This is a genomic window from Halanaerobium saccharolyticum subsp. saccharolyticum DSM 6643, assembly GCF_000350165.1.
Classification (GTDB): domain Bacteria; phylum Bacillota; class Halanaerobiia; order Halanaerobiales; family Halanaerobiaceae; genus Halanaerobium; species Halanaerobium saccharolyticum.
The window spans coordinates 221131-242393 of record NZ_CAUI01000021.1 but is presented as its reverse complement, the minus strand read 5'-3'; the positions used below and the strand labels follow the sequence as shown (position 1 = coordinate 242393).

Annotated in this window: 19 protein-coding genes; 1 reads left to right on the top strand and 18 read right to left on the bottom strand. The window is 33.2% G+C overall.

Annotation, left to right across the window (positions count from 1 at the left end):
* Positions 1-2: 2 nt before the first annotated feature.
* The 9 genes from HSACCH_RS09565 to HSACCH_RS09525 form a co-directional block, all read right to left on the bottom strand.
* Positions 3-893 carry a zinc dependent phospholipase C family protein gene (locus HSACCH_RS09565; protein WP_005489463.1) on the bottom strand — a complete coding sequence of 297 codons (891 nt, stop codon included), beginning with the start codon at positions 891-893 and terminating at the stop codon, positions 3-5.
* Positions 894-911: 18 nt separating this feature from the next.
* Positions 912-2183, bottom strand: a complete 1272-nt coding sequence (locus HSACCH_RS09560) for an MFS transporter (RefSeq protein ID WP_005489459.1) — start codon at positions 2181-2183, stop codon at positions 912-914.
* A gap of 12 nt (positions 2184-2195) precedes the next feature.
* Positions 2196-2630: a YaiI/YqxD family protein gene (locus tag HSACCH_RS09555; protein WP_005489457.1), complete on the bottom strand. Its 435-nt coding sequence runs from the start codon at positions 2628-2630 to the stop codon at positions 2196-2198.
* Positions 2630-3166, bottom strand: coding sequence for a cob(I)yrinic acid a,c-diamide adenosyltransferase (locus HSACCH_RS09550; RefSeq protein WP_005489455.1), 537 nt, complete (start codon positions 3164-3166; stop codon positions 2630-2632). Before HSACCH_RS09550 ends, HSACCH_RS09555 begins: the two co-directional genes overlap by 1 nt.
* A 115-nt stretch (positions 3167-3281) precedes the next feature.
* Complete coding sequence (locus HSACCH_RS09545; RefSeq protein ID WP_005489454.1) at positions 3282-3647, bottom strand: hypothetical protein; 366 nt, start codon at positions 3645-3647, stop codon at positions 3282-3284.
* A 236-nt stretch (positions 3648-3883) separates the two neighbouring features.
* Positions 3884-4528, bottom strand: a complete 645-nt coding sequence (locus HSACCH_RS09540; protein ID WP_005489451.1) for an amino acid ABC transporter permease — start codon at positions 4526-4528, stop codon at positions 3884-3886.
* Positions 4528-5286, bottom strand: a complete 759-nt coding sequence (locus tag HSACCH_RS09535; RefSeq protein ID WP_005489450.1) for an amino acid ABC transporter ATP-binding protein — start codon at positions 5284-5286, stop codon at positions 4528-4530. Before HSACCH_RS09535 ends, HSACCH_RS09540 begins: the two co-directional genes overlap by 1 nt.
* A complete protein-coding gene (locus HSACCH_RS09530; protein ID WP_005489449.1) occupies positions 5276-5962 on the bottom strand; it encodes an amino acid ABC transporter permease in 687 nt (228 codons plus the stop codon). The genes HSACCH_RS09535 and HSACCH_RS09530 overlap by 11 nt, the downstream gene beginning before the upstream one ends.
* Before the next feature lie 197 nt (positions 5963-6159).
* The gene (locus tag HSACCH_RS09525) at positions 6160-6891 is read right to left on the bottom strand and encodes a basic amino acid ABC transporter substrate-binding protein (RefSeq protein WP_005489448.1); all 732 of its coding nucleotides are present in this window, start codon (positions 6889-6891) and stop codon (positions 6160-6162) included.
* Between the two features lie 336 nt (positions 6892-7227).
* Here HSACCH_RS09525 and HSACCH_RS09520 point away from each other — a divergent pair, with 336 nt between their 5' ends.
* A complete protein-coding gene (locus HSACCH_RS09520) occupies positions 7228-9564 on the top strand; it encodes a bifunctional diguanylate cyclase/phosphodiesterase (RefSeq protein WP_005489447.1) in 2337 nt (778 codons plus the stop codon).
* 8 nt (positions 9565-9572) lie between these two features.
* Here HSACCH_RS09520 and HSACCH_RS09515 read toward each other — a convergent pair whose 3' ends face one another.
* From HSACCH_RS09515 to HSACCH_RS09475, 9 genes are all read right to left on the bottom strand, one after another.
* Positions 9573-10259, bottom strand: a complete 687-nt coding sequence (locus tag HSACCH_RS09515) for a GntR family transcriptional regulator (RefSeq protein WP_051056341.1) — start codon at positions 10257-10259, stop codon at positions 9573-9575.
* A 20-nt stretch (positions 10260-10279) separates the two neighbouring features.
* Complete coding sequence (locus HSACCH_RS09510) at positions 10280-11842, bottom strand: UDP-glucose--hexose-1-phosphate uridylyltransferase (RefSeq protein ID WP_005489444.1); 1563 nt, start codon at positions 11840-11842, stop codon at positions 10280-10282.
* 138 nt (positions 11843-11980) lie between these two features.
* Positions 11981-12997 (bottom strand): Gfo/Idh/MocA family protein, encoded by a 1017-nt coding sequence (locus HSACCH_RS09505; RefSeq protein WP_005489440.1) that lies wholly within the window; start codon positions 12995-12997, stop codon positions 11981-11983.
* A gap of 183 nt (positions 12998-13180) precedes the next feature.
* Positions 13181-14008 carry a carbohydrate ABC transporter permease gene (locus HSACCH_RS09500; RefSeq protein WP_005489438.1) on the bottom strand — a complete coding sequence of 276 codons (828 nt, stop codon included), beginning with the start codon at positions 14006-14008 and terminating at the stop codon, positions 13181-13183.
* Positions 14009-14011: 3 nt separating this feature from the next.
* On the bottom strand, positions 14012-14932 hold the full coding sequence (locus HSACCH_RS09495; protein ID WP_005489435.1) for a carbohydrate ABC transporter permease: 921 nt from the start codon (positions 14930-14932) through the stop codon (positions 14012-14014).
* Positions 14933-15056: 124 nt separating this feature from the next.
* Positions 15057-16316, bottom strand: coding sequence for an ABC transporter substrate-binding protein (locus HSACCH_RS09490; protein ID WP_005489434.1), 1260 nt, complete (start codon positions 16314-16316; stop codon positions 15057-15059).
* 357 nt (positions 16317-16673) lie between these two features.
* Positions 16674-17804 carry an iron-containing alcohol dehydrogenase family protein gene (locus HSACCH_RS09485; RefSeq protein WP_005489433.1) on the bottom strand — a complete coding sequence of 377 codons (1131 nt, stop codon included), beginning with the start codon at positions 17802-17804 and terminating at the stop codon, positions 16674-16676.
* A 78-nt stretch (positions 17805-17882) separates the two neighbouring features.
* Positions 17883-19601, bottom strand: coding sequence for a dihydroxy-acid dehydratase (gene ilvD / locus HSACCH_RS09480; protein ID WP_005489432.1), 1719 nt, complete (start codon positions 19599-19601; stop codon positions 17883-17885).
* Between the two features lie 21 nt (positions 19602-19622).
* On the bottom strand, positions 19623-21254 hold the full coding sequence (locus HSACCH_RS09475) for an alpha-glucosidase (RefSeq protein ID WP_005489431.1): 1632 nt from the start codon (positions 21252-21254) through the stop codon (positions 19623-19625).
* Between the last annotated feature and the right edge of the window lie 9 nt (positions 21255-21263).

The window sequence follows — 21263 nt, the reverse complement described above, 5'->3', positions numbered from 1 at the left end:
AATCACTGCTGCTCTTCTCCCAAAAAGTTCTTTTGACTGAATAAAGTTAATAATTCAGTTAGTGATGTCTCTGATTTAAAATATTCTAAAGTCTGCTCAATTAGTTTTTGGGCAGATTCTATTCCCTGATCAAAGCTCTTTTCAAATTTTCGATATTTTTTTTTGGGCCAAATATTTTCTTTTTCATTCAAAGCATAACAATGCTGACTTAAATTTTGAGGCAAAATTAAATTTAACAATTTAAATAGATAATATTTTTTTGAATCTTTAGTTGAAAAAAATTTGTGATATTTCCTCAAATCTAAATAAGAATCACGGATTAATTGGGCTTCCAGCTCTTCCTTAAAAATACTTTTGAAAATTAATTGATAGAAATAATTAAGGGTTTCAAAATGTTCTTCCTGAAGCTGATAATAGGGCAGAGGATTAATTGCTTTCGGACTTTTATTCCACTTCTGCTCCATAATATAAATGTCAATGCCCGCCTCAATCAATTTGTGTTTTTCATTTTTGCCTCCATTTTTAATAATAAAAGGATGACACTCTCGGTCAAGAGCATAATGAGAAATAAATCCCAGCAGATAAATTAGATTATGCTGCCAAAAATAAGAATCAGGCAGTTGCGATTGAGCATAAAGCCCTTCCTTTTTATAATTTTTTAGGATTTCATTAAATAATTTTTTGCCGCTAAGAGAATGAACTTGTTGACCCTTTTTAGGGCCTCTTTTAGCTTTCTGCCAGGGCCACAAATCATTATAAAAGAAGAAATCTGCTCCCTGACAGCTATAATTAAATAACTGATAATTTTGATCAAGCAGTGATTTTATTTTCTTATCTTCAATTCCAGCAACTATCTCTTCTCCAGCAATTAAATGTGTCCAAAAATCAGGCATATTACTACCCCCTATTAACTATTGATTTTTTGCCTCTAATTTACCCTTTTCTACATCTACCCGACTCAAAAAGAACATGCCTAAGATAAAGAAAGCAGCAACAGCAAGAATACCATAACGGCTGGAGCCGGTTAATTGACCGGTATATGCAAAAACAGTAGGTCCGATAATTGCTGCAAATTTACTAGAAACACCAAAAAATCCAAAGAACTCTGCTGATTTGGATTCAGGCACCATAACACCATATAAAGAGCGGCTTAAGGCTTGCGCACCTCCCTGAACCATTCCTACAATGCCGGCTAAAATCCAAAAATCAAGAGCTGAATCTAAGAAATAACCGTAAAAAGTAATTCCTGTATAGATAATTAAAGCCAGATAAATTCCTTTTTTAGCAGTAATTTTACCAGCAATTTTAGCAAAAATCAAAGCAAAGGGAATGCCAACAAATTGAGTTAAAAGTAGGGCACCTATTAAATCAGTCTGTCCAATCCCTACTTCCCGACCATAAATTGTTGCCATTCTAATAATTGTTCCAATACCATCATTATAAAGCCAAAAGGCGAGCAAAAATTTCCATAATTCTCTATATTTGCGGATGTGAATAAAGGTTGATTTAAGCCTGCCAAAGGCCATTTTAGCATATTTATTCAAAGGTATTTTTTCAAGTCTTTTTTTGGGTTCTGGTAGAAATTTAAAAGCTGGCAGAGAGAATATTAACCACCAGACTGCAACTGTAACAAAAGAAATCTGAATTGCTGAAGTAACTGAACTGATATTAAAAAGGCTCGGTTTAGAAATCAGCAAAAGGTTAATTGCTAAAAGTAAACCACCACCTAAATAACCGGCTGCATAACCAAGACTTGAGATATAATCTATGGATTTAGAATCACTAATCTCAGTTAAAAAACCATCATAGAACACATTACCTCCAGAAAATCCAATGTTAGCAATAATGAAAAAGAATGAGGCCAGCAAATAGTTACCTTCATTAACAAAAAACAAAAGGGCTGTACCTGAAACACCCAGAAAAACAAAGAATTTCAAAAAAATTTTTTTAGAGTCTGAATAATCGGCAGCTGCTCCCAGAATTGGAGAAACAAAAGCGATAATAACCATAGCAATTGTTTGAGTATAGCCCCAATATGAAGTAGCTAAATTTCCAGGAAGATCAATTCCTGCTACATCTTTATAAAAAATAGGTAGTACTGTGGCCAAAATTACTGTGGCAAAAGCGGAATTGGCCCAGTCATACATAGCCCAAGCGTAAACTGTTCTTTTCTGCTTATCCATTGACTCACCTTCTTATTTATTATTAACAAGTTTTAAAAGCTCTTTTTTAAATCTTTGGTCATCATGCTCAGTTCTTTTCTTGTGACTTGTGTGACGGCCACTGCGTTTTCTTTCCTTAAATTGACGATGTCTTTTTGCTAATAATCTTTCTATATTTTGATCCGTAAATTCCCTCCCTGAAAAGCCCAAAACTTTAGCCCCTCTACTTAAAGACAGAGCAGCTAATCCATAATCTGAAGTTATAACAATATCTCCTGGTTCAATATTATTACAAAGAATCATATCAACTGATTGAAAGCCCTGGTCAACTACTTTTAAAGTCCCGTAATCAAGCTGATGCTGATGATTCAAATCTGTATAAATTATTAATTTTAGCTTCTTTTCAGCTGCAATTTCAGTAATAATTGAAATCACCGGACACCCATCTCCATCAACTAAAATGCTCATTATTTTTTAAACTCCACATAATCAAGTTCAGATTCAGAGTATCTGGCCAAAGTATAAATTAAATCTGAAAGACGATTAATATATTTTTGCAGATCAGTACTAATATCTACATCTCCTGCCAGAGTAGTAATTCTGCGCTCTGCTCTCCTGCAAATAGTCCTTGACTGATGTAAGGCTCCACTGGCTTTTGAACTTCCCGGAATAATAAACATTGATTTTTCTTTTTTATTCATTTGCGATAAAAAATAATCTATTTTTTCTTCTAAAAGCTCTATATCTTCCTTTGTTATTTTTTCAGGAAAACTTTTTCCATCAGAAGTTGCCAACTCACCAGCTAAATTAAAAAGCTGCCGCTGCACAGAGCGAATAATATTATACACCTTTTCATCTTCAACAAAATTTTTGGCAAAACCCAGACTAGAATTGAGCTCATCTATAGTTCCATAGCTTTCGACCCGAAGTGAATCTTTGGCTACCCTTGTATTATCGAAAAGACTGGTTTTTCCTTTGTCTCCACTTTTAGTATAAATTTTCATTTAATCACCCTTTCTTGTTTCACCTACCGTTCGCGAAGCTAATAAATTGAAATGAGGAGCTGATTTCTATAAGAAAAAGACAGCTCCAGACTGGAAACTGCCTTCATTAATTCGGTTAACTGGCATCTTTTTCAACTGCCTCACTTGTATCTATAACTATCCGATGGCTGTGGTGAATATATCTATCTTCCAAATCTTCAATTTTTTTGCAGCAGCCGGTCAATTGGGCCAAATCATGTTGCATTCTGTCCATGCGAGCATTTTGAATATCTTTATTTGACTCTAAAGACCTGAGAATTTGTGTATTTTCTTTCACCTGAGCACTCAATTTTGCTGTTTCTGACTGTACAATCTTCCTGGTCTCTTGTTGCACAATCTTCTTAGTCTCTTCCTGTACAATTTTTCTGGTCTCTTGCTGCACAATCTTTTTAGTTTCTGTAACAATAATCTTTCTCATCGCTTCAAGAAGATCTTGGTCCAAAATTTTCACCACCCTGCTCTTAATAATTTCCATGAACTAGAATTATTGGTAGAATTAGATTACATATATTTCCTTTAATTAATTATAGCATTTTAAATTTTAGAATACAAGAGCGAATATTTCTTTGATTTCTCTTATAATTAAGCAAAAAAGACTTACTAAATAATTAGCAAGCCTCAAATTCGAAGTTTATATAACATATAAAATATATTTTTAGTTGCATCTCTGTTTAAGATTTAAGGAATTGTAACTTTTTTCTCCAAACGATTAAATAAATAAACAAAAATTATAATTACAATTAAGTAAATCAAAGCTACTACAAAATAGACATTAAAAAACTGGTAGTTGCGGCTGGCTATTAATTTACCTTCTGTCATTAATTCTTTAGCCCCAATAACATAAGCAAGTGAAGAATATTTAATCATATAAATAAATTCATTAGTCCAGGAAGGAATAACACGCCTCAATGCCTGAGGTAAAACTATATGTCTAATTCCCTGCCATTTTGTCATTCCAATTGATTGTGCAGCCTTTAACTGACTGCCGCTGATTGATTGGATAGATCCGCGCAGATACTCTGCCTGATAAGCCCCACTGTTAATTATAAAACTAATAATTGCTGCTGTGATTGGAGTTAATCTAACACCATAAGAAGGCAGACCATAATATATTATAAAAAGCTGAACTAAAAGTGGAGTTCCTCTAATAATAGAAATAAAAATCCTAGTCAAAGCTGATATATATTTATTTCCATAAATTTTTCCTAAAGCCAGTAAAGTACCTAAAATTGTTCCTGAAAAACAGGAAATTATTGTTACAAAAACTGTAACTCCTAGCCCTCTTAAAAATAAGGGGTAATACTCCATAAAAATATCTAGCATTAGTTCTCACCCTCACCATATAAATCAGTCAATTGAAAAAGAAATTCTCTGGTTCGTTGATGCTCTGGCTCTGTAAATAATTTTTCTGGATCACCCTGTTCTACAATATTGCCAGCTTCCATAAAAATTAATTCATCAGCAACACTGCGCGCAAAACCCATCTCATGTGTCACAACCAGCATTGTCATTCCCTCTTCAGCCAAATTGCGCATAACTTTAAGTACCTCACCAGTTAGCTCAGGGTCCAGGGAAGAAGTAGGTTCATCAAATAAAATAAGTTTAGGCTGCATAGCTAATGCCCTAGCAATTCCGACTCGCTGTTTTTGTCCTCCAGATAATTGAGAAGGATAAGAATCAGCATACTGTTTTAATCCTACCCGGTCAAGTTCGAAAAGAGCAAGTTCTTCCGCCTCTTTTTTATTCATTTTTTTAACTTTAGTCAAACCAATCATTATGTTCCCTTTTGCTGTCAGGTGATTAAATAAACCAAAATCCTGAAAAACAAATCCAATTTGCTGTCTGATTTTATTTATTTTTTTAGCAGCTGTAATCTCAGTCTCCTCCAAATAAATTTTACCCTTTTTGGGTGGTACAAGACGAATAATATTATTTAAAATTGTACTTTTGCCTGTCCCACTCGGACCAACAATTACTTTAGTTTCTCCTTTGTCAAGCGAAAAAGAGATTCCTTTGAGTACCTCTTCTTCTCCAAAACTGTGATGTAAATCTTCTATTTTTAATAAATGCTTAGTAGGCATCTGAATGTCCTCCTTCAATACCTATCCCTGGAATCTGATATTTTTTCTCAAAAAGGGATAGACCTCCATTAACTATAGTTGTTAAAATAAAATAAATTGCTGCAATAGTTAAATAAATAACCATTGGCTCATTCGAAGTTGCAATAAAATATTCTCCCTGTCTTAAAAGCTCTACAACACCTATTGTAAAAGCAAGAGAAGTATCTTTTAGTACTATTGCTGATTCATTAGCAACTGGAGGAATTGCAATTCTAATTGCCTGTGGTGCTATAATATGAAAAAAAGCTTTCATTTTACTCATTCCAAGTGAAAGCGCAGCTTTCATCTGTGAACCTCCAACTGACTGAATAGCGCCTCTATAAATTTGAGATTGATAAGCTGCTGACCTAAGTCCAATCCCAAGCACCGCAGCTCTAAAAACAGGTATTCTTAAACCCAACATTGGCAGCCCATAATTTAAAAGCAAAAGCATCACTAATAATGGAATACTTCTCGCCAATCGTTCATAGACTGCAACAAATCCTTTTAATATTTTATTCCCATATACCTGAGCAAAAGCTATCGGAAGACCTACTACTATACCAATTAAAAGACTCCAGAAACTAAGCTGAACCGTAATCCATGTTCCTTCTAATAGATAAGGTAGTGCTTCTTGAATTAATTCTAATTTATCCATAATCGATCCTTTCCCAATTTTAGTTTTAAAAAAATCAAATTAATAATTCCACTCTACAAAGCTTAATTTATAGTTGCTTATTAAACATTCAAAAGTAAAATTATTTTTCAAAAAAGTAATATCTTCACAAAAATAAAAATTTAAAAGGCTTCCCTTTATGAATTTAATTTATAAAGGGAAAGCCTAATTATATTCTATTAAAAATATTTCTCGATTAATTCATCCATTGTTCCATTTTCTATCACTTTTGCAAGACCTTCGTTGATTTCTTTCTGCAGCTCTGAATTATTTTTAGATACTGCAATACCATATTCTTCACCAGTAATTAATTCTGCAACTACTTTAACAGGATTATTTTTACTATAAGTTTCTGCAACTGGTTTGTCTAAAACTGCTGCATCAATATTTTCATTTGCTAAATCTCGAATAACAAATACATAGGAATCATAGTTTCTGATATCCCCTGTTAAAATATCTCGCTCCATCAATTTTTCTCTAACCCAGGTGTCTCCAGTTGTTCCAGTTTGAACACCAATATCATTATCACCAAATAAAACAGTTAGATCTTCTTCTGAATCTTGATGTACTAGAACTGACTGATTGGCGGAATAATATGGATCAGAAAAAGCTACAACTTCTTTTCTTGCCTCAGTAATTGTCATACCCGCTGCAACAATATCAAGACTTCCCGAAGCTAAACCAGGAATTAAAGAATCAAAACTAATATCTCTAAATTCCACTTCAAAACCCTGAAGTTCAGCAATTTCTTTAACTAAATCAATATCAAAACCTACAATTTCACCATCTTCTACATACTCAAAGGGTGGAAAGCTTGCATTTGTTCCTACTACATAGCGCTGAGCCATTACACCGGTACTTAAAGTTACTACTGCCAACAGAACTAAAATTAATACTAAACTCTTTTTCATTAAATTTTTCCTCCTTTAAATTAGAATTCTATCTTCTCGCTACTATTTATATGCGAAAATGATAAAAAATATCTTAAGAATTATTATAACACAATCCTTTATCAAGCAAAAGTATTATTTTGATTTATTAATTTTCTGATATTTGTTTCGCTCCAATGAAAACAGTTTATTTAGAATAAATCAGATTAATAATTAATATTATAGGAACTATATTGACTTAAAAAATATAAATTTTAAAATAAAATACAGGTAATTCTATAGATATCTAGAAATATATTAATTGCAGTCATTTTTATTTATATAAATATATTTACTAAAGCAGGTGCCTATAGATTTATGCAAAGTATTAATTTTCGTAATAAAATTCTAATTCTAATTTCAACAATCATTGTCATTTTCACTTTAACAGTAATTATCGCAATCACAAATAGTTTTAACTGGATTTTAGAAGATATAATATTTCAGAATGAAATAAATAATGTAGCTCAGAAATCAGAATTAACAGCCAACTGGTTTGAAGAAAAGAAATCTGATATGGAAATTTATGCAAATACGCAAGTGGTTCAGCACGGCAGCTGGCAGGAAAAATTGTCTTATTTGCGAACAGAATTACAAAAAAGAGAAAATAATTATTCTTTCTTTTTTATTGCCGATCAGGATGGAAATTACAGCACTACAATCAAGAATAATGCTGGTAATATAAGTGATCGCGATTATTTTAGCAAGGTTTTAAGTGGCAAAACTGTGATTTCAGAGCCAGTTATTTCTAAATCTACAGATAAGCCAATTATTGTTATATCTTCGCCAATAGCAGGTAATAATCTTTCTTTGCTGGCTGGGACAATCGAAATCAAAAGTTTATCAAGCTATATCAACAGATATACCAACACTCAGGAGGGAATCTATTCTTTTTTAATCAACAGCCAGGGAAATATCGTAGCTCATCCAAATCAAAGCAATCTTAACAACCATCTTTTTTATAATTACAGTAGTTTTTTTGATTATCGATATGATTTTATTGAAAAAATAAAAAATAAAGAAAAAGGCAATTTAACCTTTAGAGAAAATGAAACTGAGATGCATGCTTTTTATCAAACAATTCCGGGAACTGAAAACTGGAAAATAGTAAGTATTTTACCACAAAACTATCTCCAAAAATCTATCTATAAAGTCAATAAAATAATAATTATAATATCTGTAATAACAATTATTTTAGCTTTTATTTTAAGTTTTTATCTCTCACATAATATTGCTAAACCAATCATCCAATTAAAAAACACCTTTCAAAAAGGTGCTTCTGGAAATTTAAATATAAGGTCTGAAATAAATAGTAATGACGAGATTGGCGAAGCTGCAGAGAGTTTCAATAAAATGATGGGGGTAATTAAAGACTTAACTTATAATGATTCACTAACTGGATTACCTAATATTAGTTTTTTCAAAAAAGAACTAGAGAATCATTTATATGAATTAAAAAATGATAAATTATACCTCTGTGCTGTTGGTATTGACGATTTTAAATCTATAAATGATAGTTTTGGTCATAATACTGGGGATCAGATCTTACAAAAATTAGCAGATAGACTATCTAATGAGCTTAAATCTGAGCATTTAATCAGTCGAGTCGGCGATGAGTTTTATTTTTATATAAAAGAAAGAAAATTCAAATCAAAAACAATAGCTGAAAAACGTTTACATAAGATTTTAAGCCATATTAATAGTGACTACTTTATAAATGAAAATATTATTTATCTTAAATCAAGCCTGGGAGTTTCAGTTTATCCTGATGACAGCAAAAAAGTGGATACACTTCTTAAAAATGCAAGTTTAGCTATGCACTCAGTTAAGAAAAGTAGTTCTGATAAAATGTCTTTTTATTCAATAAATGTTGATAAAAATATTTCAGAAAAGAAAAAATTAGAAAATGACCTTGCTGCTGCTCTCAAAAATGAAGAGTTTATATTACATTATCAAAGTTTTAATGATAGTCAAAATGAAAAAATTATAGGATTTGAAGTATTAATCAGATGGCAGCACCCAACAAAAGGCTTAATACCACCTGGAGTCTTTATTCCACTCGCAGAAGAAAATGGATTTATTAAGGAAATTGGTAACTGGGTGCTTGAAAGAAGTTGTAGAGAAATCAAAAAACTAAATGATTATTTTGATAGTGACTACTATCTCTCAGTTAATGTAAGCCCTGAGCAGTTTATTGATAAGGACTTTATTAGAACTGTTGAAAATGTGCTTCAAAAAACTGAATTAAAAGCTGAAAATCTTGAATTAGAAATTACGGAAAGAACAACTGTAGAAAATATAGATTATACAATAGATGTTTTAAATAAATTAAATAAAAGAGGTGTCAAAACAGCAATTGATGATTTTGGTACTGGTTATTCATCTTTAAATTATATTAAAAGATTTGCACTTAACACTTTGAAAATTGATAAATCTTTTATTGATGATTTTATTAATAATAATAATAACCGTGCTATTGTTAACACAATTATCACCCTCGCCCATAATCTGAATTTAAAAGTAGTTGCGGAAGGTGTAGAAAATAAAGAGCAAGCCCAACAATTAAAAACATTTGGCTGTGATATTATACAGGGTTACTACTACAGTCGGCCAATTCCATTAGAACATATAATTTATAAATTAAAATCTGATTAATAAATTTGCTACTTATTTTCTTTTTCAAAAACTGTAATAATACTATCCCAGGCGGCTTTAATATGATCTTCAGCACATTTGCGTGCTCTATCCGAATCACCACTGTTAATCGCATCAGCAAGTTCCATATGTTCTGATAAAAATTCCTGCATTCTACCTTTGCGGGAAAAACTGCTGCTTCGAAAACGGGTTGCCTGTTCAAAAAGAGTATCTAAAAATTTTTCTAACCATTTATTGTTTGAAGCCTCTTTTATTATTCTATGAAAAGCAATATCCACCCTTATACACCCACGTTGATCATTATTTTCTATGCATTCTTCAAGTTCCTTTGTATATTCTTTTAACAAATCTTTTTGCTCTTCATTTATTTTTTCAGCTGCAAGATAAGCTGCTAAACCCTCTAATTCTGCTCGCAGTTGAAAAATATCATCTATCTCTTTTTCAGTTTCTACTCCAGCCACAAAAACTCCCTGCTGAGGAATAATATTAATTAATTCTTCCTGTTCAAGCATTCTAAAAGCTTCCCTAACTGGAGTTCTACTAACACTGAGTTCATCGGCAATTTCCATTTCAGTTATTTTTTCACCAATCATCAGTTCTCCCTTTAATATTGCCTCGCGCAATACCTTATAAACTTGTTTCCTTAATGGTTCATAACTATAAGAATCAATCGCATTTAAATTAAATTTACTCATAATCCAACACTTCCTTTTTATTATAGTTCTGTCTTTTCTATTCCTGCACTTTGCAGAAATCTCTCAAAACCCTTATAACCTATAGAATTATTTTTGTAAACACCTGCATCCTCTAAAACTTGACTAAACTTTTTAGCCACCTCAACTTCAACTACTCTTTCAGCTTCCTCCTCACTTAATTTTCTCCCAAATTCTTTTTCTATTTCAGCTGTCCAATCTAAGTGTTTTTTCAGTCCATCTTTTTGCTTAAGCTCATCCAGTTCCAGATTTCCACTTAAATAACTTGAAATCCAATTCAACTCTTTTTTCAAGCGCCCAGGCAAAATTGCTCGACCCATTACCTCAATTAAACCTATATTCTCTTTTTTAATATGATGTAATTCTTGATGTGGATGAAAAATCCCATCTGGATATTCATCACTTTTACGATTATTTCTCAAAACCAGATCTAATTCGTAATGATCATCTTTTTTTCTAGCTATAGGTGTTATAGTATTATGCGGTTTCTGTTTGCCATCTACTTGACTAAAGGCTAAAATATCTAATTCTGGATCAGAATATTGACGCCAATTATCTAAAATTTTAACTGCTAAATTTATAATATCCTCTCGTGCTTCTGCTTTTAATCTAATCACAGACATAGGCCATTTAATCCGACTAATCTCTAAATCTGGGAAGGTTGGGTGGTGATAATATGCTTCACTTTCTGCCTCTTCCATTGGGAAAATATGGCGTCCACCCTGATAATGATCATGATTTAAGATTGAACCACCAACAAGTGGCAAATCAGCATTAGAACCAATAAAATAATGAGGAATCTGATCAATAAAATCAAGTAAAACTGCAAATGTATTTTTATTAATTTGCATTGGAATATGTTTTTTGTAAAACACTATGCAGTGCTCATTATAATAAACATAAGGAGAATATTGCAAAAACCAGTCATCATTTTGCAATTTCAAAGGTACTACTCGATGGTTTTGGCGAGCAGGATGATTAAATGATCCTGGAAAACCAACATTTTCAAGACACAGATAACATTTAGGATAATTGCTCTGTGGTTCCTGTCTTGCTTTAGCTATCTCATCTGGATCTTTTTCTGGTTTAGAAAGATTAATAGTAATTTCAATCGGACCGTATTCACTTTCTGCTTTCCAGTTTAAGTCTCTTGCAATTCTAGCTTGACGAATATAATTGCTGGCCTTAGCAAAATGATAATATTCATTAGTTGCTCTTTTGATACCTTCTCTTTCTGCAGTCTCATAAAACCGACGACTAATTTCAGACTGTCTAGGAGTCATAGCTCCCATTATTTTTGTATCTAAGAGATCTCTTTCTGTAACTCGATCATTAATCAAATCTTTTTTTACAGCAAAATCTAAAAGATGATCAAGCAACCCTTGAGGATCTTCTGGAACATCAAATTCTTCTTTTGTTAAAGCTGGTTCTGGACATTCTTCTATTTTTAAAATATCTCTAATTTCATTTCTAGCAGCAACTTTATCCCAGGGCCCCAATAAATTATTTATTTCACCATAAACCAATATTTTTTCTATTATCTGATTAACTTTTTCTGTTTTCACAATTTAACCTCCTGTCATAACCATCATCAAATCTGACTAAATTATCAAATTAAGCTTTAATAATTTTGCTTTTTAAAAATTATATAAATATATCTTAATTAATATTCTATTTGATTTGAAGATAAAAATCCAGCAAAATCAAGATTTTATGTGAAAATCATCTCTCAATTTAACAATAAGTTCTTCAGCTGCTGATTTTCGCATTGCATCCATTACCTCAAGATTCGCATAAGTTTCTGTCTCTACTTTTAAAGGAACTTCTTTATCGTTGATTACTGCTTCTGCAAAAGCTTCAACTTCCAACTGGTATTGAGGACCGGTTTCAGCAGACATTTTTTCTACTTCTCCATTTTTTTCTATTAAAAAATAATTATCTTCTTTCCAGCTGAAAAACTCTGGAATCCGAATAATTCCTTCTGTACCAATAACTTCAAGGTCCTGTTCATTGTAGGAGTTAATACTATAATATGCACTGGCAAAACGGCCTCCTGTAAAGTAAAGAGTTCCGCTCCCGCTTAAATCTACTCCTTCTGTTGTCTTTTTTTGAAAAAAATTAGCAACCTTTTTGGGCATTTCTCCCATTAGATAGCGAGAAACATTTACTGTATAGCACCCAATATCATTTAAGGCTCCTCCATCTAAATCAGCGTTAAGTCGAATATCATCCTTACGGTGGGTGATATCAAAAGCAAAATTACTCTTAATTTCTTTAATTTCACCTATTATTCCCTGGTCAATCATTTCTTTTAATCTAATTACAAAAGGCTGAAAACGATACATAAAAGCCTCCATAAGTTTTACCTTATTTTTTTTAGCTGCTGCAAACATCGCTTCAGCTTCCTTTTTATTCTTACCTGAAAGAGGCTTTTCACACAAAATATGTTTTCCTGCCTCAGCTGCTTTAATTACCCATTCTTTGTGTAATCCATTTGGAAGCGGAATATACACTGCTTCAACTTTTTCATCAGCAAGCAGTTTATCATAATCATTATAATAGACTGTCGCTCCAAAGTCATCCGCAAATTTTTGAGCCTTATCTCGACTGCGGCTTGATACAGCGTAAAGTTCAGAGTTATCTGCGCCTAAAATACCAGGAATTACAGCCTTTCTTGCTATATTTGCACAACCTAAAATACCCCATTTTATTTTTTTCATTATTTAGTCACTCCTATTATATTATTCTAAAAGTCGTAATTTTAATTTTTGTTTATTGCTCATAATAATTAATTCTTGAAAAAATATTAATTTCCTCTTTGTCTATTTACTTTTAAATTATGAGATAAAGATAAAACTCAGCCTATCTCAGACTGAGTATACCTAGCTCTATATGTTCTAAATTTAACCTTTTACAGATCCAGCCAACATACCTTTAATAAAGTAACGACCAAAAATAATGTAAACTAAAAGTGTTGGCAGTGCAGTTATAATAGCTCCACTCATCTGCACATTCCACTCAACAACCTGACTTCCTGCAAGATTAGTTAGGGCTACAGTTATCGGCTGACTTTGAGTATCAGTTAAGGTTACAGCAAAAAGAAACTCATTCCAAATATTTGTAAACTGCCAGATAAAAACAACTACAAATGAGGGAATAGAAATTGGGAAAAAGATGTGTCTATAGATACTAAAGATATTAGCTCCATCAACTTTAGCCGCTTCGGTCAGTGCATCCGGCACATCCTGATAATAATTTCTAAACATCAAGGTAGTAATCGGCAGTCCATAAACAACATGAACTAAAATTAGACCTGGGATTGAGCCATAAAGACCAATTGATTGCATAAACTGTACCAGTGGAAAAAGCACACTCTGATATGGAATAAACATTCCAAATAAAATCAGAGCAAAAAGAGTATCTGAACCTTTAAACTTCCAGTGAGATAATACATAACCATTCATTGACCCCATAATCGCTGAAAGCAGTGTAGCTGGAATTACCAGATAAAAACTATTAAGTACATTTGGAGCCAGCTTAGCAAAAGCCTCTTTAAATCCTGCAAGAGAAAAAGAGGATGGAAACTGCCACATAGTATTAATTGATACTTCGGAAAAACTTTTTAAACTCGTAGATAAAAGAACATACATCGGAGTTAGAAAAAACAAGGCAAAAATAATCAAAATAGCATATCTTATTACTTTTTCTTGTGTAGTCATTTTGTTATTCATTGGCTAATCCTCCTTAAAGCTGTGGACTAGATATGGAATAATTAGCAGTCCAACCATCATTAGAAGCACAATCGCAATTGCTGAACCTGTTGAATAGCGATTGGATCTAAAGGTTGCCTCAAACATATAAACCGCCGGTATATCTGTAACATTATTCGGTCCACTACCTGTCATTGCATAGATTAAAGCAAAGGCTTTAAGTGAAACATGAGCCAGAACTATAATCGCCGAAAGAGTAATTGGCTTTTGAATTGGAAATAGTATTTTAGTAAATATCTGCCACTTACTGGCACCATCAATCCTAGCTGCCTCAATTAACTGCTGATCAATTCCTCGAAGACCAGCCAGCCACATGGCCATTGTATAGCCGGAATACTGCCAGACAGCAGCTATAACAACTGCAATCAAGGCAATGTTAAAACCTAAAATATTTGTAGTGCTAGTAAACCATCCCCACTGCAGTGAATTTAATCCAAGCTGCTCAAAAAGCAGGTTGATCCCCTGAGGATTATTGGGCAGACGTCCAGGAGCAAAAATCCAGCGCCAGACTGTACCTGTTACAACAAAAGAAATTGCCATCGGAAATAGATAAAGGTTCTGAAAAAAGTAACCGCCTTTAGGTTTATTATTTAAGATTAATGATAATAAGATTCCAATCGCCAGACAGCCGAGAATAAAAAAGAGAGTAAAATAAAGAGTATTCCAAAGATCTGTCTGAAATCTTGATTCCCGCAGCAGACCTACATAATTATCTAAGCCCACATAATCTTGAGCCTTTTTCATAAATGCAGAAAAAGTATCCCAGTCAAGCATTGAAATTTGAACACTACGACTAATAAAACCATATACAAAAACTGCCAGGGTTATAATTGACGGTGATAAAATTGCAAGTGAAGTAAGAGATTCTTTCTGTTTTCTTTTCATTTTTACCACTCCATAAATAAATCTTCCCCTCCCACTAAATTAAAGGAGGGGAGATATTTTAATTCTTGCTTTAAATAATTACTGGATTAATATCACATTTTAATAACTATTTAATAACATTTAGTTACTGCACATATTCTTCATGATTTGCCTGGAAGTTTTCAAACGCTTGATCTACATCACCAGTTGTAATAAATGAATTAATTGTATCATTCATTGCTGTAATAAAGCCTTCTGGTGCAGCAGAACCATGAACAATAGAAGGTGTTAAGGTATCATTTGCAAAATCATCCATAGTATCTGTTAAATAAGGATCATATTTACTCTTATCAGCATCTAAACGAGCAGGTATTGAACCTTTAATTGGATTAAATGTATCCTGACCTTCTTTAGATGCGATTATTTTCAACCATTTTTTAGCATTTTCAGGATTTGGAGCACCTTTTGGTAGGCCAAAAGTATCAGTTACAACTACAAAAGAACCTTCTGTACCTGGAACTGGCATCCAACCAAAATCTTCACCTGGTGTCCAGCCTAATGTTTTTAAGTAACCTTCTGCCCAGTCACCCATAATATTAAATGCTGCTTCACCTTCGTGAACCATCTGTGTTGCATCCTGCCAGGTAAGAGCAGAGTGATCTTCATTAACATACTGCATTAGATCTTTAAAGTGTACAAGTGCTTCTCTAATTGCTGGATCATCAGCAGCTGTCTCGCCATTCCAAAGACCATTATATCCATCAGGTCCTAGAGTTGCTACTAATAATGTCTCAAAAACTTGACCAGCAGGCCATTTATTAGTATCACCTAAAGCAAGTGGAACTACACCTGCTTCATCCAATTTAGCTAAAGCATCTTTAAAGCTAGCTAAATCTGTTGGAGGTTCAACATTATTTTCTGCAAGTACTTCTTTATTGTAAAATGTAGCGTTTGAGCGGTGAACATTAACAGGAATAGAATAATATTCGCCTTCATAAGAAGACATTTCTAAAATTTGTTGATTAAATTTGTCTTTTACTCCCCATTCTTCCAGCAGACCAGTAATTGGCTGCATCATTCCAGTTTCAACATAGGTATCAACTAACTCTGCACCCCCGTGTACCTGGAATGAATCTGGAGGATTTCCCCCAACCATTCTGGTTTTAAGTACAGCTTTAGCATTAGAACCTGCACCACCAGCAACTGTAGCATTAATAACTTCAACATCAGGATATTCTTCATTGAAAAGTTCAATTAGAGCATTTAGACCTTCTTCTTCTCCACCACCGGTCCACCAACTAAAAATTTCAACTTCCTCATCTTGAGCCATAACTGAAAAACTTGAGACAAAAAGCAAAGCCACCACTAATAATACACTTAACAACATTCTCTTTTTAAATAACATTTTTTTGTCCTCCTTATTTTTTTATTCAGACTTCAATAAATGTTTAAATCGTAAAATTATATTTAAATGAACTTACCACCTCCGTATTTATTATTTAATTTGATAATTTAGCTAAACAAGATATAGATTTACAAAAACTCACTTCAATATTATTATATCATATCAGATGAAAATTAAAAGATTATTTCGAAAATTATGGATAATCCAAGCTATAATTTAAATAAATTTATTAAAGTCTATTAGATAAATAAATCTCCTTTTTGATAGACAGATTTTGTTATTTAATCTATCTACCAGCAGGAGATTATATAAATTTATAGCGTTATTTTTTTATATTTATTTTTAAATGACTAATTTTTATTCACCTTTTAATTCAAAATAATTAACTTTTGCTTCTGCTCTTTTCATTGCCTCAACAATCATTGTTTCGGTTACCTTCATCGGCATTTTTAACATAACTGTATCATTAACTGATTTAGATGCTGTTTTCTTCATATTTTCCTCTGTCAAAGAAAGTCCAAGCCCTTTAAAAGAGGGAATCAAACCAAGCTGATTGAAATAGTTTATCACATCATCTATATAGTCCTGTGGCTTTTCTTCTAAGTAGAGCTGAACTATAATCCCATAGCCAACTTTTAGGCCATGTAAAAGTTCATGTGATTCTGCTAAAGCAGTCATCCCATTGTGGATAGCGTGGGCCGCTGCTCCTCGAGAAGTGTTCTGGCCGAGACTCTGAATAATTGTGGTCAGGTAGATATTTAAATCAATAACTTCTTTTAACTCCAACCCAAGCTCATTATTTTCACACTGCTTAACAGCCTTAATAGCTTCATTTCTCATCTTATAATATAAAATCTCAGCTAAGTTCATAGCTACAACTGTTTCCAGGCTGGTATTATCTATTCCACTTGCCACTGCTTGACCCTCATACCATTTAGCCAATGAATCTAAAATTCCAGATTTTAAATATTTAGCAGGTGCCTCAGCAATAATTTGAGGATCAACCATTACCAGACGAGGGTTCTGAGTCATAAAATAATCTCTTTCAAACTGACCGTCTTCAGTATAAACTACAGCAAAAGCTGAGCCGGCAGCACAGGTGGCTGCAATTGTTGGAACTGCTGACACAGGCAGTCTCAGATCTTCGGCAGCTGCTTTGGCAGTATCAATCGCTTTTCCACCACCAACACCGATAATTAGATCAGCCTTCATCTTTTCTGCCTCTTCTTTTATCAAATCAATATTTGATTGTGAAACCTCACCCTTAAAAATATTTTTTTGCCAGTAAATACCGTGCTGATCTAAAGATTCAGTTAAATCCTTTTCTGCAGCTTTAAGTGCTCTCACACCTCCACTGATTAAAACTCTTTCTCCCCATTCACTAACATAGGCCCCAGCTTTTTTGAGAATCCCTTTTTCATTTACATACTGGGCCGGTGCAGCCTGCAAATATGCTCTCTGGGGATCTAACTTAACTTTTTTAGCCATTTTTTCACCTCATATAAAAATTATTTATATATAACTAATTGTACTACAGAAAGCTTTACTAAACTCATAATTTTAAGATTAATCCATACCAATATAAGCACCTTTAGCAGCCGAAACAGCATGGCGGACATAAAGCCCCAGAGTTCCACTATTAAATTTGAATTCTGGTTTGACCCATTTTTCTTTTCTTCGAGACAGCACAGCTTCAATTTCTGCTGCCGATTTTTCTTCACCGGCAATACCGATAATATTCAATTTGCGTTCTGGAATATCAATCTCAATCAAATCTCCATCTTCAATCAGAGCAATTGGCCCACCATCTATCGCTTCTGGGGAAACATGACCGATTGCCGGACCACGTGTAGCCCCTGAATAACGTCCATCTGTAATCAGCGCAGTAGAAGTATTTAAAACTTCATCAGAAGCTATTGCCTCACTGGTATAAAACATTTCCGGCATTCCACTTCCTTTTGGGCCTTCATAACGAATAATCACTGCATCACCGGAAACTATATCACCTGAAAGCACTGCTTCCATAGCCTTCTCTTCTGTATCAAAAGCTTTGATCTTTCCTTTAAATTTATGCATTTCCTGCTCAACAGCAGAATGTTTGACAACTGCTCCCATTGGTGCCAGATTCCCCTTGAGCACTGCTAGAGAACCCTCATCATTAATTGGCTCAGCAGCCGGAAAAATTACATCATCCGGTAAATTGGCTGGAGCCTCAGATGACATGTATTCTAAATAGCTGTAACTTTCTAGTTCAGCCAGATTTTCTCCTAGAGTCTTACCGGTGATAGTCAGCTGATCTATGTGAAGATAATCCTTAAGCTCCTTCATTACTGCCGGCAGTCCACCTGCATACCAAAAATAATGGGTTGGATACTTGCCACTGGTTTTAATATTGGCAATAAAAGGAATCTTGCGGTGTATCTCGTCAAACTCATCCAGCTCAATTTCAATTCCAAACTCATGTGCAATTGCTGGAATATGTAAAAGAGCATTGGTAGAGCCACCGATTGCTGCATGAATCATCATTGCATTTTCAAATGATTTGCGTGTAATAATATCAGAAGGTTTAAGTCCTTTTTTGACTAAATCTACTAAATAATGGCCTGCTTCTTTTGTCATCTCTGCCAGAGCTGGACTGGTTGAAGGAATTAAAGCTGCTCCCGGTAAAGCTAAACCGAGTGCTTCCGCCATCAGCTGCATTGTAGATGCTGTCCCCATAAACTGACAGGCTCCACAACTGGGACAGGCTGAATGTTGATATTCTTTAAATTTATCTTCTGTAATCTCACCCCGCTGCAGTTTTGCAGAATAGGTTCCTATCATTTCCAGGGTTAAACCATCCGGACCTGGTGCCATTGATCCTCCTGGAATATGAACTGCAGGTAGATCAAGGCGCATAATTGACATTAGATGTGCAGGCACAGATTTATCACAGCTGGAAAATAGTGCTATTCCATCATAAGGAGCTGCCATTGCCTGAATTTCAACCATGTTGGCTATCATTTCTCTAGAAACCAGAGAATAATTCATTCCATCATGACCCTGAGCAATCCCATCACAAATATCTGAGGTTGTCATTCTGCTCCCCATTACATCGATATCTTTTAATTCATTTTTTAACAATGAAACATATTTATCCAAATGAAAACTTCCCGGATGACCATTACCATAAGTATTGGCTATTACAATCTGCATTTTATCTAGATCTTCTGCTTTCCAGTCCATTCCCATCCGTAGTGCATCAATTTCTGCACCTTGTTTTCTTATTTTTTGACTTCTAAGCATATAAACAACTCCTATTTATAACTATGTTTTAGAGATATACAATCGAGCTTCATAAGGCTGCAACTTTTTACAATCATAATTATTATAATTGCATAATTCTAATTTATTTAGATCTAACTTTATCTTCTTTTTCCTTAAATCAATTAAATTCCCAGTAAAATTCAATATTATATAATAAACATTTTTATTAGAGCTTCTCTTGAAATAGTACACCTCTTTATCTTTTTTAAGTAAATCTTTGTAATCACTATATATTAGATCCTTATTATTTTTTCTAAAATAAATTAATTCTTTATAAAAATTGCATACAGAATTTGGATTATTTATACTGCGTTTTACATTAATAATTTTGTAATTGGAATTAACTTTTAACCATGGTTCTCCATTAGTAAACCCAGCATGTGTTTGATCTGACCACTGCATTGGTGTCCGTGCATTATCTCTGCTTTTTTCCTTTAATTTATCAAAAAAGTCTTCCTCAGCCAAATTTTTATTCAGCATATCATAATACTTATTGATGGTTCTAATATCATTATACTCCTCAATAGAATTAAACCCCACATTTATCATTCCTATTTCTTCCCCCTGATAAATATATGGTGTGCCAGGAAGTGTTAACAACATCATTGCAATTAGTTGTGCTGATTCTTCGCGATATTCTTCATCATTGAAAAATTTGGAAATTGGACGGGGTTGATCATGATTAGCAAAATATTGGCTTAACCATCCACCTTGTTCCTGTACTTTATACCATTTAGATTGAATATCTTTAAACTTTAAAAAATTTTTACCATCATAATTGTCTAAATTAACATGTTCAAAATGAAATATCATATCCAATTCATTTCTATTTTCATTAACATATTTATGACCATCTTCAGGAGTTACAAATGGAGTTTCTCCAACTGTCATTACATCATATTTACTTATCACTTCATTTTTTAATTCATTTAATATCTTATGACTTTTGGGTAAACTACTCCATTTTTCTGGACTATCTGGTCTTTTACTATCAGGAAGGCCTTGTTCTTTTGCTATAAAATTAATCACATCCATTCTAAAACCATCAATCCCTTTATTTAACCACCAATCTACCATTTTAAAGATATCGGTTTTCACTTTTTCGTTTTTCCAATTAAGATCAGGCTGTTTTTTGGAGAATAAATGTAAATAATACTGACCTCTTGATTCACAATACGTCCAAGCAGATCCGCTAAATCTTGATTCCCAATTGTTTGGAGGTTCTCCATCTACTGGATCTCTCCAAATGTAATAATCTGAATATTTATTGTTTTTACTTTTAGATGATTCCTTAAACCAGGGATGTTCATCTGATGTATGGTTAATTACTAAATCCATAATTAATTTCATGTTTTTTTTATGTATTTTTTCTAACAAATTATTAAAATCATCCATTGTACCAAATTCTTCCATAATACTATAATAATTAGAAATATCATATCCATTATCATCATTAGGTGATTGATAAATTGGACTTAACCAAATAACATCTATTCCTAAATTTTTAAGATAATCTAACTTTTCAGTTATACCATTTAAATCTCCAATTCCATCATTATTACTATCCTTAAAACTACGAGGATATATTTGATATACTACAGCTTCTTTCCACCATTTTCTATTTTTATTCATTTTGTCCTC

Coding starts and splice junctions, on each gene's coding strand:
- HSACCH_RS09565 (WP_005489463.1), bottom strand. CDS start 893: ATGCCTGATTTTTGGACACATTTAATTGCTGGAGAAGAGATAGTTGCT.
- HSACCH_RS09560 (WP_005489459.1), bottom strand. CDS start 2,183: ATGGATAAGCAGAAAAGAACAGTTTACGCTTGGGCTATGTATGACTGG.
- HSACCH_RS09555 (WP_005489457.1), bottom strand. CDS start 2,630: ATGAGCATTTTAGTTGATGGAGATGGGTGTCCGGTGATTTCAATTATT.
- HSACCH_RS09550 (WP_005489455.1), bottom strand. CDS start 3,166: ATGAAAATTTATACTAAAAGTGGAGACAAAGGAAAAACCAGTCTTTTC.
- HSACCH_RS09540 (WP_005489451.1), bottom strand. CDS start 4,528: ATGCTAGATATTTTTATGGAGTATTACCCCTTATTTTTAAGAGGGCTA.
- HSACCH_RS09535 (WP_005489450.1), bottom strand. CDS start 5,286: ATGCCTACTAAGCATTTATTAAAAATAGAAGATTTACATCACAGTTTT.
- HSACCH_RS09530 (WP_005489449.1), bottom strand. CDS start 5,962: ATGGATAAATTAGAATTAATTCAAGAAGCACTACCTTATCTATTAGAA.
- HSACCH_RS09525 (WP_005489448.1), bottom strand. CDS start 6,891: ATGAAAAAGAGTTTAGTATTAATTTTAGTTCTGTTGGCAGTAGTAACT.
- HSACCH_RS09520 (WP_005489447.1), top strand. CDS start 7,228: ATGCAAAGTATTAATTTTCGTAATAAAATTCTAATTCTAATTTCAACA.
- HSACCH_RS09515 (WP_051056341.1), bottom strand. CDS start 10,259: ATGAGTAAATTTAATTTAAATGCGATTGATTCTTATAGTTATGAACCA.
- HSACCH_RS09505 (WP_005489440.1), bottom strand. CDS start 12,997: ATGAAAAAAATAAAATGGGGTATTTTAGGTTGTGCAAATATAGCAAGA.
- HSACCH_RS09500 (WP_005489438.1), bottom strand. CDS start 14,008: ATGAATAACAAAATGACTACACAAGAAAAAGTAATAAGATATGCTATT.
- HSACCH_RS09495 (WP_005489435.1), bottom strand. CDS start 14,932: ATGAAAAGAAAACAGAAAGAATCTCTTACTTCACTTGCAATTTTATCA.
- HSACCH_RS09490 (WP_005489434.1), bottom strand. CDS start 16,316: ATGTTATTTAAAAAGAGAATGTTGTTAAGTGTATTATTAGTGGTGGCT.
- HSACCH_RS09485 (WP_005489433.1), bottom strand. CDS start 17,804: ATGGCTAAAAAAGTTAAGTTAGATCCCCAGAGAGCATATTTGCAGGCT.
- ilvD (WP_005489432.1), bottom strand. CDS start 19,601: ATGCTTAGAAGTCAAAAAATAAGAAAACAAGGTGCAGAAATTGATGCA.
- HSACCH_RS09475 (WP_005489431.1), bottom strand. CDS start 21,254: ATGAATAAAAATAGAAAATGGTGGAAAGAAGCTGTAGTATATCAAATA.